Annotated in this window: 14 protein-coding genes; all 14 read right to left on the bottom strand. The window is 64.9% G+C overall.

The window, feature by feature from the left end; translation table 11 throughout:
- Positions 1-5 precede the first annotated feature (5 nt).
- Complete coding sequence (locus MCIT9_RS06120; protein WP_317706520.1) at positions 6-428, bottom strand: DUF2802 domain-containing protein; 423 nt, start codon at positions 426-428, stop codon at positions 6-8.
- Between the two features lie 72 nt (positions 429-500).
- Entirely contained in the window at positions 501-977 is a 477-nt protein-coding gene (locus MCIT9_RS06115) for a chemotaxis protein CheW (protein WP_340681283.1), read from the bottom strand.
- Positions 978-995: 18 nt separating this feature from the next.
- Positions 996-1,619 (bottom strand): hypothetical protein, encoded by a 624-nt coding sequence (locus MCIT9_RS06110; RefSeq protein WP_317706518.1) that lies wholly within the window; start codon positions 1,617-1,619, stop codon positions 996-998.
- Positions 1,616-2,416 (bottom strand): ParA family protein, encoded by an 801-nt coding sequence (locus MCIT9_RS06105; RefSeq protein WP_317706517.1) that lies wholly within the window; start codon positions 2,414-2,416, stop codon positions 1,616-1,618. Before MCIT9_RS06105 ends, MCIT9_RS06110 begins: the two co-directional genes overlap by 4 nt.
- Before the next feature lie 5 nt (positions 2,417-2,421).
- Complete coding sequence (gene motD / locus MCIT9_RS06100; protein ID WP_317706516.1) at positions 2,422-3,228, bottom strand: flagellar motor protein MotD; 807 nt, start codon at positions 3,226-3,228, stop codon at positions 2,422-2,424.
- Complete coding sequence (locus MCIT9_RS06095; protein ID WP_317706515.1) at positions 3,225-3,965, bottom strand: flagellar motor protein; 741 nt, start codon at positions 3,963-3,965, stop codon at positions 3,225-3,227. Before MCIT9_RS06095 ends, motD begins: the two co-directional genes overlap by 4 nt.
- Before the next feature lie 6 nt (positions 3,966-3,971).
- Complete coding sequence (locus MCIT9_RS06090) at positions 3,972-5,024, bottom strand: protein-glutamate methylesterase/protein-glutamine glutaminase (protein ID WP_317706514.1); 1,053 nt, start codon at positions 5,022-5,024, stop codon at positions 3,972-3,974.
- Entirely contained in the window at positions 5,014-7,077 is a 2,064-nt protein-coding gene (locus MCIT9_RS06085) for a chemotaxis protein CheW (RefSeq protein WP_317706513.1), read from the bottom strand. The genes MCIT9_RS06090 and MCIT9_RS06085 overlap by 11 nt, the downstream gene beginning before the upstream one ends.
- 10 nt (positions 7,078-7,087) lie before the next feature.
- Positions 7,088-7,858 carry a protein phosphatase CheZ gene (locus tag MCIT9_RS06080; protein WP_317706512.1) on the bottom strand — a complete coding sequence of 257 codons (771 nt, stop codon included), beginning with the start codon at positions 7,856-7,858 and terminating at the stop codon, positions 7,088-7,090.
- 4 nt (positions 7,859-7,862) lie between these two features.
- Positions 7,863-8,237, bottom strand: a complete 375-nt coding sequence (gene cheY, locus MCIT9_RS06075; RefSeq protein WP_479724337.1) for a chemotaxis response regulator CheY — start codon at positions 8,235-8,237, stop codon at positions 7,863-7,865.
- A 77-nt stretch (positions 8,238-8,314) separates the two neighbouring features.
- A complete protein-coding gene (locus tag MCIT9_RS06070; protein ID WP_317706511.1) occupies positions 8,315-9,046 on the bottom strand; it encodes an RNA polymerase sigma factor FliA in 732 nt (243 codons plus the stop codon).
- A complete protein-coding gene (locus tag MCIT9_RS06065) occupies positions 9,043-9,873 on the bottom strand; it encodes a MinD/ParA family protein (RefSeq protein ID WP_422880199.1) in 831 nt (276 codons plus the stop codon). The genes MCIT9_RS06070 and MCIT9_RS06065 overlap by 4 nt, the downstream gene beginning before the upstream one ends.
- A 28-nt stretch (positions 9,874-9,901) precedes the next feature.
- Positions 9,902-11,314, bottom strand: coding sequence for a flagellar biosynthesis GTPase FlhF (gene flhF, locus MCIT9_RS06060; protein ID WP_317706509.1), 1,413 nt, complete (start codon positions 11,312-11,314; stop codon positions 9,902-9,904).
- Between the two features lie 23 nt (positions 11,315-11,337).
- Positions 11,338-13,434, bottom strand: coding sequence for a flagellar biosynthesis protein FlhA (flhA, locus tag MCIT9_RS06055; protein WP_317706508.1), 2,097 nt, complete (start codon positions 13,432-13,434; stop codon positions 11,338-11,340).

Raw genomic sequence — 13,434 nt, 5'->3', positions numbered from 1 at the left:
GGGCGTCAGGAGAAACCGGCGCCGGTTTCGTCGCGGTGCAGGCGGATCAGCAGGTTGGCCTCCTCGCGGGTGAAACCGCACTCGCTCACCAGTTCCTCAACGCCGGCCCCTTCCCGGATCCGCTCAATCGCGGTCTGATAGGCGACCGCCCCGCCGGTTCCCTCCGCCGGACCGGCGGCCTGCAGCCATTCGCGGGTTTCCGCCAGCATCCGTTCCAAACGGGCCAGACGGGCATCGACCTGCAGACCTGCGGCACACAGCCCGGCGATATCCTGATGCTGCCGGCGCTGCCTTGCCTCCCACTCGCGCAGAGACTGCTCCAGCCGCCAGTGCCGCCGCCACAACCAGGCCACAAGGATCGCCTCGACAAGGACGACCGCCAGCAAAACGGCGATCAACAGGACAAACGGCGGCGACAACCCGAACATCGGCAAACGTAGGCGTGGAAAACAAAGCATTCATTGTCGCGCGCCATCCGTTCTCCATCAAGCCGGCGGTGGTCACAGCCCTCCGACTTCGGCCATTTCCTCCTCGGTCAACAGCTTGTTGAGGTCCACCAGAATCAGCAACTCGCCCTTGCGGCTGCTCACCCCCTGGATGTAGCGGGCACTCTCCTCGTTGCCCATGTTGGGGGCCACCTCGATCTCGTCGCCGCGCAGCTCGACCACCTCGGCGACGCTGTCCACCAGAATGCCGATCACCTGATTGTTGGATTCAATGATGACGATCCGGGACAGGTCGTCCGGTTCCTTCGACGGCAGGCCAAAGCGCGCCCGGGTGTCGATGACGGTGACCACGTTGCCGCGCAGGTTGATGATGCCGATGACGTAGTCCGGCGCGCCGGGAACAGGCGCGATCTCGCTGACCCGGAGCACCTCCTGCACCTGCATCACGTTGATGCCGTAGGTTTCCTCCCCGAGCCGGAAGGTCACCCATTGAATCAGTTCATCTTTCAGTTTTTTCGCTGCTTCCGCCATATGCATTCCTCCAAAACATTATTTCTGCGACCGGGCCTGCCAGTCGGCCACCAGGATTTCGATATCGAGCAAAGGACATTTTTCCGTTCCGCCCACCATGCCCAACAACCAGGGACGGCGGCTTTGATCCTCACGCCAGCGGACCTGGGACGCCGCCACGTCGATTTCCCGCTCCACCGCCTCGCAGGCAAGCGCGAACGTCCCCAGTGCGGTGGGCAGAGCCCAGCGGTAATCCACCTCCAGCCTGCCTCCGGAAACGATCAGGGCGGCGGTGTCCAGCACGATCCAGTCTTCGCCCAGCTGCGCCATCTCACCCACCAGGCCCGGGCCGGACAACGGCCGCAGGGCATCGGCGTTGATCTCCCAGGCACCGCGGAGATGGGCCAGCGGGGCGGCGAAACGCAGATTTCCCAGTCTGAAGCGCAGAACCGGAAACCGCGCCCCCAATCCGTCCGGGCAGCCCGGCGGCAGCGGCGGGCCGGAAGACGCCTCCAAACCGTCCGCAGCCGGCTTTTTCCCAGAAGGCGGGCAGCGTACCGGCTCCGGTGTCGGAGAGCGCTGCGCCGGTTCCGGAGGCAGAGTCAACAGCGCCTCCAGATAAGCCTGCAGTTCCGTGTCGGGGGAGGTCAGGGAATCCGTCATGCCGATGCCGCCTGAAGGGTTGGCTGGTCTTCCTGCTCGAGCAGGTAATCCAGCAGGGTTTCATAGGCGAGTGCCGCCCGGGATCTGGGATGGTAGTGACACAACGGCAGATGGGCCCGGCTGGCTTCACGCACCTTGGTGTCCTGGGGGATGACGCTGGGCCAGAGGTGCTCGCCGTAACGATCCTCCAGCACCCTGAGGGTGTCGGCGGAAATCCGCGGCCGGCGGTCGTAGAGGGTGGGCACGATCAGATAGGGCAACGGCTGGCGGCGCGAGCGGTCGATCATCGCCAGGGTTCGCAGCATCCGCTCCAGCCCGCCCAGGGAGAGAAAATCGGCGATGACCGGAATTAACAGGCGCTCGCAGGCCGCCAGGGCGTTGACCATCAATACCCCGAGCATCGGCGGACTGTCGATCAACACCCGCTCGTAATCCGGCGCGATTTCGCCCAGGGCGCGCCGGATCACCAGCCCCAGCCCCTCCACCGCGCCGGCCTGGCGTTCGATGGTCGCCAGCGCCATAGCGGCGGGCAGGATGTCGATATTCTCCACCGGAGTCGGCTGGATACGGCTTTTGGGCGCAAGGGGCTGGCGCTGCATGGCTGCGCGGAACAGGTCGTAAACCCCGCTTTCCACCTGCTCGGGATCGAAACCGAAGTAGACGCTCAAGGAGCTGTGGGGGTCGAGGTCGATCACCAGCACCCGCTCGCCGCCCCGGGCCAGCAGGCCGGCCAGATTGGCGACGGTGGTGGTCTTGCCGACGCCTCCCTTCTGATTGGATACCGCCCAAACCCGCATGTCACTCACTCCCGGGGCTGCGCCAGCAGGCGCTGCCTTTCGCCGCCCGTCACCGGATAACGCGCCAGGGTCTTGGACTGCAGCACCATCACCACACGGCGGTTGCGATAACGTCCCTCGGCGGTGCCGTTGTCCGCCACCGGGTGCTCGGCACCGTAACCCACCGCAGCCAGCCTGGGGGGCGCCACGCCGTAATGGATGAGGCGGCGGACGACGCTGGCGGCCCGGGCCGCCGACAGCTCCCAGTTGGAAGGAAAAAGCCGGTTGTGGATCGGCACGTTGTCGGTATGGCCCTCGACGTAGACCGGGTTCGCCGGCATCTGCCGCACCACCTCCGCCAGCTTGGCGATCACCGGATCCACTTCCGGGTTCAGCTCGGCGCTGCCGCTGGGAAACAGCATGCCGCTTTTCATCTCCACCGCGACCCAATAGGGATTTCGCTCCACCGCGATCAGATCCTGATCGATGTAAGGCGCCAGCACCTCCTCCAATTGCTCGGAAATCCGCGCCAGGCGCACCTGCTCTCCGGCCAGGCCGGTATCCACCTGGATGGGAGCCGGGGAGCGCGGCGTCTCACCGATCTGGATCGGATCGCTCACCTTGGCCGCCGGGGTTTCCTTCTTTTCCTTGAAGGCTTTCTCCAGAGATCTAGCCATGACCCGGTACTTGCCGGCATTGAGATTGGAAATGGCGTACATCACCACGAAAAAAGCGAACAGGAGGGTGATGAAATCCGCATAGGAAACCAGCCAGCGTTCGTGGTTTTCCGTTTCCGGTTCCGGGGCGGCCGGACGGCGATTGCGAATCCTCATACCAAAAATCCCCGCAGTTTGAGTTCAACGTTGTGGGGGTTTTCCCCCTCGGCGATGGCGAGGATGCCCTCCAGCATCAGCTCCTGGGCCATGCTCTGATGATGGAGCAGGGCTTTTAGCTTGTTGGCGATGGGGAGAAACACGAGATTGGCCAGACCCACCCCGTAGATGGTGGCGACGAAGGCGATGGCGATCCCGCTGCCGAGTTTTTCCGGATCGGTCAGGTTCTGCATCACCTGGATCAGCCCCAGCACCGCCCCCAGGATCCCCAGAGTCGGCGCATAGCCCCCCATCGCCTCGAAGATCCTGGCAGCGGCGTGATAGCGGCGTTCGCGGATGTTCATCTCCAGCTCCAGGGCGTCACGGATGATTTCGGTTTCGTTGCCGTCGACCAGCAACTGCAGGCCCTTGCGCACGAAAGCGTCCGGTTCCCGGTCGATTTCGTTCTCCAGTCCCAGCAATCCTTCCTTGCGCGCCAGTTGGCTCCAGCGCACCGCCTTGCGGATCGAGGACTCCAGATCGAGCTTCGGGGGGATCACGATCCAGGGCAGCAGTTTCAACCCCCGCAGGAACTGGGCCGGCGGCGTCTGCAACAGCACCGCCCCCAGGCTCCCTCCCAGAACGATCAGCAGCGCCGGCCCGTTGACCAGGAAGGCCGGGCTGCCGCCCTCGAGCAGATTGCCGCCGACGATGGCTACCAGAGCAATGACCAGACCGACGAGGCTGAGGGGGTCCATCGCCGCTCACCCGCCTCCGAACGCCGCTACGATCCGGTTCAACGGCAGCACCCGGTCCGCCAGACCGGCCTCGGCCACCGCCCGGGGCATGCCGTAGACCACACAGCTGGCCTCGTCCTGGGCCCAGACTTTCGCTCCCCGGGCTTTCAGGCGTCGGGCACCGGCGCAGCCGTCGGCACCCATGCCGGTCAGCACCACCGCCAGTACCCGGCCGCGGAAATGCTCGGCCACGGAGGCGAAAGTGACGTCGGCGCTGGGGCGGTAAATCTCCCCCTCCGCCGGCTTGCGCAGGTGGATACGGCCGCCGCCGTCCAAGGCCATCTGCATGCCACCCGGAGCCAGCAGGGCGGTGCCGGGACGCAACCGGTCGCCGTCAACAGCCTCCCGTACCTGGATGCGGGCCGTCTGGTCGAGACGCTCGGCGAAACCAGGGGTGAAATTCGCCGGCATGTGCTGCACCAGCAGCAACGGAAAGGGGGTGCGCTGCGGCAGGGCGGCCAGAACTTTCTGCAGGGCCACAGGGCCTCCGGTGGAGGCGGCGATCACCACCATCCCGGGGCGGCCGAGCGCCACCGGAACATCGCCCTGCATCTTCGGGGCGCTCTCCCGTATCGGGCGCCGGCGGACCACGGTCCGGATGCGCTGGCGCAGGATCAGCTTGGCGGTGCCCTGGTCGCTGTGGATGTCCTCCAGCCGTTTGGGCAGGAAATCCACCGCGCCGGCTTCCAGGGCGTCGAGGGTCGCCCTGGCGCCGGCGTGGGTCAGGGCGGAGAACATCAGAATCGGGACCGGATGCTGGCGCATGATCCGCCGGACCGCCTCGATGCCGTCCATGACCGGCATCTCCACGTCCATGAGCACCACGTCCGGCCGGATACGTCCGACCTTGCGCACCGCCTCGGCGCCGTTGGCGGCCGCGTCGGCCACGCACAGGTGGGGGTCCTCCTCGAGGATCTCGGTCAGGCGCCGGCGCATGAAGGCCGAGTCGTCCACCACCAGCACCCGGATCGGGGCGGCGGCGGAATGGGAGCCATTGCGGAAGACGGTCTCAGGCCGCATAACGTTTCATCAGGCTGGGGACATCCAGAATCAGGGCGATCATGCCGTCACCGGTGATGGTCGCCCCGGCCAGACCGTCGAGACCGTGGAGCTTTGCTCCCAAAGGCTTGACGACCACCTCTTCCTGGCCGATGAGATGATCAACCACGAAGCCCGCATGGCGGCCGCCGACGTTCACTACCACCACATGGCCGCCGTAACAGTCGCCGTCGCTGCAGCCCCCGTGGATGAGCCAGTGCTTGAGATGGAACAGCGGCAGGGCCTGATCGCGGACGATGACCACCTCCTGGCCATCCACGACGTTGGTCTTGTCCAGATCGAGATCCAGGATCTCCACCACGCTGGCCAGCGGCAGGGCGAAGGCCTGATCCTCCAGTTTCACCATCAGCGTGGGCATGATCGCCAGGGTCAACGGCACCTTGATGGCGATCTTGGTGCCCTTGCCCTTGACCGAATCCACCTCGACGCTGCCGTTCATCTGGTCGATGCGGGTCTTGACCACGTCCATCCCCACCCCGCGGCCGGAGATGTCAGAAATCTCGCTCTTGGTGGAAAAGCCGGGCATGAAGATGATCTGATAGCATTCCTTGTCACTCATGCGGGCGGCGCTTTCCCCGTCCATCAGTCCCTTCTCCACCGCCTTGCGCCGCAGCACTTCGGGATCCATGCCCTTGCCGTCGTCCTCGATGGTCAGCTCGATGTGGTCACCCTCCTGGGCGGCGGTCAGCAGCACCGTCCCTTCCCGGGGCTTGCCCGCCTTCTCGCGCTCGTCGGGCATTTCGATACCGTGGTCGACGGCGTTGCGCACCAGGTGGATCAGGGGATCGGCGAGGGATTCGACCAGGTTCTTGTCGAGATCGGTCTCCTCCCCCTGCATCTCCAGACGAACCTCTTTCTTGAGGCTACGCGCCAGATCCCGCACCACTCGGGGGAAACGGCCGAAGACCTTTTTGATGGGCTGCATCCGGGTCTTCATCACCGCCAGCTGCAGGTCCGAGGTGACCACATCCAGGTTGGCCACCGCCTTGGCCATCTCTTCGTTGTCCAGCAGCGCCCCCAGGGTCTTGAAGCGGTTGCGCACCAGCACCAGCTCGCCGACCATGTTCATGATCTCGTCGAGCCGCTGGGTATCAACGCGGACGGTGGATTCGCCCTGGGGCTTTTGCGGCTTGTGGGCATCCGCCCCGCCGACCACCTTCAGCCGCGGTTCCTTCTTGGCCGAGGCGGGTTTTTCCGCCGTGCTCTGTGGCGTTTTGGGTTTATCCTGGGCCGCAGGTTTGGGGGCGGGTTGCGCCGCCGGCGCGGCGGTTTTCTCCGGCGCGCCCCTGAATTTTCCCGGACCATGCAGCTGATCCAGAAGCGCTTCGAACTCCTCCTCGGTGATCTCGTCACTGTCACCGGCCTCGGGCTTTTGCGGTGCCGGCCCGGTCTTCTTCGGTTTGCCGGGGGCGCCACCCTCACCGTGAAGGGCGTCGAGCAACTGCTCGAATTCCTCCTCGGTGATCTCGTCATCGCCACCTGTCTGTTTCCCTTCCGCCGCCTCAAGCATGGCTTCGAATTCGGCCTCTACGGGATCGGCGGCAGCCTGTGTTTCAGCAGCAGGCGCTTCCACTTCGGATTCAGGGACTGAAGATTCCGGTGCGGGGGCTTCGGTTTCTTCCGATTCCGGCGTGGCGAAACCCAACAGGGTTTCCAGCAGCTCGGGATCGGCCGCCTCCGGCTCCTCTCCGGCGCGGATCTGCGCCATCATGTCGTTGATGACATCGAGGGCCTTGAGCACCGCATCCATCAGCGGCGGGGACACCTTGCGCTCTCCCTGGCGCAGCACGTTGAAGACGTCCTCGGCCTTGTGGCACAGATCCACCAGCGCGGTGATGCCGAGGAAACCGGCTCCGCCCTTGACGGTATGGAAGCCGCGGAAGATGGCATTGAGCAGATCGGCGTCTTCGGTGCTTTGCTCCAGATCCACCAGCTGCTCGCCGAGCTGCTCGAGAATCTCGCTCGCCTCCACCAGGAAATCCTGGAGGATTTCGTCATTGAGATCGATCGCCATCGATGCCTCCTTAGAACCCCAGACTGGAAAGCAGATCGTCCACCTCGTCCTGGCTGGTGACCGCCCCACTCTGATCCACCTCCGGCACCACCGGACCCTGGGCTTCGATCTTCTTGTCCGCTTGTTCCGCTTTCTTCTCGGTTTTGACCGCTTGCCCGCCCCCCTGTCTGGCGGCGAAGCGGATCAGCTCCACCAGACTGTTCTCGACTTCCTGCACCAGATCGATGACGCGGCGGATGATCTGACCGGTCAGATCCTGGAAGCTCTGGGCCATGAGCACTTCGTTGAGCTGCCCCTGCACCTGGCTCAGGCCGCTGTCGAGCTCGTCGAGGAAGGTACTGATGTCACGACTGAATTCCCTGAATTCCTCGAAGGACATCTCCCGTTGCAACAGGCGGCGCCAGCGCTGTGACAGCGAAGACGTCCTGGCGCTAAGATCATCGACCATCGGCAGCACCTGCTCCACCACGTTGAGAGTGGTGTTGGCGGCCTGCTCGGTCAGGGTGATGACGTATTTGAGGCGCTCGCGGGCATCAGGCATCTCCCGTTCGGTCAGATCCGCCAGCCTGTCGTCGAGCATGAAGCCGGTGAGGGCATCGTGGAGCTGGCGGGTCAGGCGGCCGATCTCCTGGAACAGCATGCTCTGACGCACCCGGCCGATCTCGTCCAGCACCCGGTCCGCCTCGTCCTCGTCCCCCTGTTCCAGCGCCGCCACCAACGCATTGGCCCGGGCCAGGCGCGCCTCCAGGGAAGCATCGAGTTTTTCCACCGCTTCCGTCATTGCCTCAGGCCTCCAGCCGTTCGAAGATCTTTTCCAGCTTTTCCTTCAGGGTCGCGGCGGTGAACGGCTTGACGATGTAACCATTAACTCCGGCCTGGGCGGCGGCGACGATCTGCTCGCGGCGGGCTTCGGCGGTTACCATCAGCACCGGGAGGTTGGCCAGCTTCTCGTCGGCCCGCACCGCCCGGAGCAGGTCGATGCCGGTCATGCCTGGCATGTTCCAGTCGGTGATGAGCAGATCGAAATCCCCGGCCTGCAGCTTGGGCAGGGCGGTCTGGCCGTCGTCGGCCTCGGCGACGTTGGTGAATCCCAGATCCCGCAGCAGGTTCTTGATGATACGGCGCATGGTGGAAAAATCGTCCACCACCAGGATTTTCATGTTCTTGTCCAAAGCCAAACCCCTCTGGTCCGTTAAACTTGCAGTTGTTGTCTCTAAATATAGACGGTTTTCCCGGTTCAGCCGCCGAGCCAGTCGCGCATCCGGGCCCGCAGCCGCAACAATGCCTGGCTGTTGATCTGGCACACCCGCGATTCGCTCACCCCCAGCACCTGGCCGATCTCCTTGAGGTTCATTTCCTCTTCGTAATACAGCGAGATCGACAGGCGCTCGCGTTCCGGGAGGCTGGCGATGGCGTCCGCCAGCGCCGCCTTGAAGCGCTCGCGGCTCAGCTGTTCCACCGGCAGGTCGGCATCGCCGCCGCTGTGGTCCTCGAGGAAGGCGTCGCCGGTTTCGCTCAACTCCTCAATGCTGAACAGGCGGCAGCCGACCGCGTCCCGGAGGATTTTGTGGTATTCGTCGAGGGAGATGCCCAGCTCTTCGGCCACCTCGGTATCGCGGGCGTCGCGGCCGGTGCGGCGTTCGATGCGGTACATGGCCTCGGAGATCTCCCGCGCCTTGCGGTGGACCGAGCGCGGGGTCCAGTCGTAACGGCGCACCTCGTCGAGCATGGCGCCGCGGATGCGGATACCGGCGTAGGTTTCGAAACTGGCGCCCTGGCTGGCGTCGTACTGGCGGCTGGCCTCCAGCAGACCAATCATGCCGGCCTGGATCAGATCGTCGATCTGCACGCTGGCAGGCAGACGGCCCTTGAGATGATGGGCGATCCGCTGTACCAGCGGCGTATAGCGGGACACCACGGTGTCGAAATCCAGCGCCTGTACCTGAGCGTAGGCGACCGCCCCTTTCATGCCGCGCCCTCCACGGCGTACTGGATCATGCGTTCGAAGAAAAAGGCCAGCTGACCGGAGGGGGTGTCCTGCACCGGCCATTGCTCGACCTTGTCGGCCAGCTTTTCGATCGCCCGGGCCGCGGGACTGGCGGGGAAGGCAGTGACCACCGGCCGCTGCAGCTGTACCGCCTGGCGCACTTTGTCGTCGTAAGGCACGGCGCCGAAGTAGTGCAGGGAAACGTCCAGATAGCGTTCGGTCACTCGGCACAGCTTGGCGAACAGCTCCCGCCCCTGGGCATCGCTGCGCATTTGGTTGCAGAGAATCTGGAAATGGTAGATGCCGTAATCGCGGTTGAGCAGCTTGATGAAGGCGTAGGCGTCGGTGAGCGAGGTGGGCTCGTCGCAGACCACCACGACGATTTCCTGACAGGCACGGGCGAAATTGACCACGGTGCCGGAAATGCCGGCGGCGGTATCGACGATCAGCACCTCCAGCGGCACCTGCAACTCACTGAAGGCTCGGATCAGGCCGGCCTGCTCCATCGACGACAGTTCCGCCATCTGCTGGAGACCGGAGGCTGCCGGCACGATCTTGATGCCCGCCGGGCCTTCCACCAGGATCTCGTCCAGGCTGCGCTGACCGGAAATCACGTGGGAGAGGTTGTAGCGGGGCTGCAAACCGAGCAGGATGTCCACATTGGCCAGCCCCATGTCGGCATCGAGCAGGGCGGTCTGGCGTCCCCGCAGGGCCAGCGCTACCCCCAGGTTCACCGCGACATTGGTCTTGCCGACCCCACCCTTGCCGCTGGCAACGGCGAAGACGCGTATCGGCCGCGTATCGCTCAACCGGCGAATGCCGGCGGCTTGATCTGTATTAAACGCTTGCATGGTTGACCCAACCCTCAAAGGCAAAATCCACGTCCGCCGGGGGATGCTCGTCTGCTGTCAACGTCGCAAAAGCCCTGGCGATCAGATCATCGCTGCGGGCGGGATGCAGATCCTCCGGCACCTGCTGCCCGTCGGTGACGAACGCGGCAGGCAGGCCGCGTTCCACCAGGGATGACAACACAGGCCCCATCACCCCTGCTTCGTCAAGTTTAGTCAAGATGCAGGCCTTGGGCTGGAAGCCGGCAAAGGCGTCCAGGGCCTCGTAGAGGCTGGGCAACTGGCTGGCGGCGGAAAGCACCAGATAGGTTTCGATGGCGACCCGGCTGTCGCGCAGCAGGGCGAACTGCTCCGCCAGCCGCAGGTCCCGCTGGCTCATGCCGGCGGTGTCGATGAGCACCAGTTTCTTGTCCATGAAACTGCGGACGATGGCCTGAAGCTCGTCCGGATTGCCCGCCACCCGCACCGGCACGCCGAGGATGCGGGCATAGGTGCTGAGCTGCTCGTGGGCGGCGATGCGGTAGTTGTCGGTAGTCACCAGGGCGATCTGGCGGGGACCGTGCTTGAGCCGGAAACGGGCCGCCAGCTTGGCGATGGTGGTGGTCTTGCCGACCCCGGTGGGCCCCACCAGGGCGACGATGCCGCCGTAGTCGAGCAGCGGGTCGTCCATCACTGGCAGTCGTTCCGCCAGCAAGCGGCGCACCAGGGCAAGGGCGTCTTCGACTTCCGCCTCGGCACCGGCCTGCTGAGCCAGGCTCATTGCCAGGGAGCGCGAGAACCCTTGTTCGTTCAGAAGCCGGAACAGCGCCAGCGGGACGGGATGATCGCGCAGGCTTTCCTGCCTGGCGTCGCGAGGCAGATGGCGGTCGAGCAGACGGCGCATTTGCTTCAGCTCCTGGCGGACCACTGCCAGAGCATCTTCCTGCTGCGTTCCTGCCGGGTGCTGACGCGGTTCATCCTGAAGGGAACCCGGCTGGCTGGATTCGGCAGACTGGACCTTGGGGAATTCCGGCTTGTAAATCCGCGCCTTGGATTTGGGCGCAGGACGTGTCCGGTCGGCCACCGGTTTCGTGTCGCGGGCGCTCGCCTTTGACTTGGGTGTGGCGCCTGCCCGTTTGCCCATCTCCGCCACCGCCGAATACCCTTTGGCGGAGAACGCCGGCTTGGGGGTCACCTTCCCCGCTCTGACCTTAGACGCCGGCTTGGTTTTGGATACCGCTTCGGGTTTGGGCGCCTTGGACACGGAATCGACGATTTCCACATCGAAGTCACGGGCGGCGACGATCTCCACCCCGTCATCGGTCTTGCGGTTCGACAGGATCACTGCATCCGGCCCCAGTTGCTCTTTGACCTGCTGCAGCGCCTGGCGGATGTCCGGCGCCAGGAAACGTTTGATCTTCATGCTTCATGCTCCCCCTTCTGGGCTCAGGCCCGCTGGCCGACGACGCCGACCACCTTGACCTGCTGATCTTCAGGCACCTCGTTGTAGGACAGGACGTGGAGGCCGGGAATGGTGTGGCGCACGAAACGCGCCAGCCACGACCGCAGCATCGAGGACACCAACAGCACCGCCGGCTTGCCGGCCGTCTCCAGCTTCCTTGCCTGTTCCTCGAGCAACTGGTGAATCCGTTGCGCCAGTCCCGGTTCCACACCGGCGCCTTCGGCGCCGGCACTCTGCAAAGTCTTTTGCAACAACTGTTCCAATTCGGGATCGAGGGTGATGACCGGCAGTTCTTCGGCCAAGCCGTTGATCTGCTGGACGATGGCGCGGCCGAGGGCGGCGCGCACCGCGGCGGTCAAAGCGTCGGGATCCTGACTGGTGCGCCCGTATTCCGCCAAAGTTTCGGCGATGGTGATCATGTCGCGGATGGGAATCTTTTCCTTGAGCAGGTTCTGCAAGACCTTCACCAGCAGGGTCAGCGGAATGGTGTCGGGCACCAGGCTCTCGGCCAGCTTGGGGGCGACCTTGGCCAGATTGTCGAGCCACTGCTGGGCCTCCTCGTGGCCGAACAGCTCGTAGGCGTGATCCTGCAGCACCTGGCTCAGATGGGTGGCGATCACCGTCTCCGGGTCCACCACGGTATAACCAAGCGCCTGGGCGTGGTCCTTCTGGGCCGGCTCGATCCACACCGCATCGAGACCGAAGGCCGGGTCCTGGCCCTCGATGCCCTGGACCGAACCGAACACCTGTCCCGGATTGATGGCCATTTCCCGGTCGGGATGGATCTCGGCCTCGCCCACCGTGACGCCGAGAATCTGCAGGCGATAGGCGTTGGGCGGCAGATCCAGGTTGTCGCGAATGTGCACCGGTGGGATCAGGAAGCCCAGCTCCTGGGACAGCTTCTTGCGCACTCCCTTGATCCGCCCCATGAGCTGCCCTCCCTGCTGCTTGTCCACGAGCGGGATCAGCCGGTACCCCACCTGGAGGCCGATGCGGTCCACCGGCATCACGTCCTCCCAGGTCAGCTCCTTGACCTCGGCCTCCCCACCGGCCGCCGGCGTTTCCGCCACCGGCCCCGCCTCCACCGCCGCCTGCCGGGCCCGCTGCATCAGCCACCAGGCGCTGCCGCCGAGCAGGGTCCCCAGCAGCAGAAACGGTAGGTGCGGCATGCCGGGGACCAGACCGAGCAGCAGGATCACCCCGGCGCTGATGGCCAGGGCCCGGGGATGATTGAGAAACTGGGCGCTAAACTGCTGCCCCACGTCCTCGCTGCCGCTGCCGACCCGGGTCACCAGAATCGCCGAGGCCACCGACAGCAGCAGGGAGGGAATCTGGGCCACCAGACCGTCACCGATGGACAGCAGCACGTAGCGTTCGGTGGCCTCCGCCAGGGGCATGTCGTGCTGCCCCATGCCGATGGCCAGCCCGCCGATGACGTTGATGAAGAGGATCAGGATGCCGGCGATGGCGTCGCCGCGGACGAACTTGCTGGCCCCGTCCATAGCGCCGTAGAAATCCGCCTCGCGGGCGATCTCCTCGCGGCGGGCGCGGGCCTCGTCGGCATCGATGAGGCCGGCGTTGAGATCGGCGTCGATGGCCATCTGCTTGCCGGGCATGGCGTCCAGGGTGAAACGGGCGCTGACCTCGGACACCCGGCCGGCCCCCTTGGTAACCACCACGAAGTTGATGATCACCAGAATGGCGAACACCACCAGACCGACGGCGAAGTTGCCGCCGATGACAAAGGCACCGAAAGCCTCGATCACCTTGCCGGCGGCATCGGGGCTTTCGTGACCCTCCAGCAGCACGATCCGGGTGGAGGCGACGTTGAGCCCCAGGCGCATCAGCGTCGCCACCAGCAGCACCGTCGGAAACACGGCGAACTCCAGCGGCTTGGCGGTGTAGATCACCACCAGCAGGATAATGAGCGACAGGGCGATGTTGAAGGTGAAGAACAGGTCCAGCACGAACGCCGGCAGCGGTATCACCAGCAGCATCAGGATCAGCAGCACCAACAGGGGCGCCCCCAGACCGGCACCGCCGAGCTGGCGCAGGCGGGACAGGATCGCAGTCCGATTCAT

Source organism: Methylomarinovum caldicuralii (genome assembly GCF_033126985.1).
Classification (GTDB): Bacteria; Pseudomonadota; Gammaproteobacteria; order Methylococcales; family Methylothermaceae; genus Methylohalobius; species Methylohalobius caldicuralii.
Note: the sequence above shows the minus strand (reverse complement) of the source record. Positions and strands in the feature narration are given on the sequence as shown.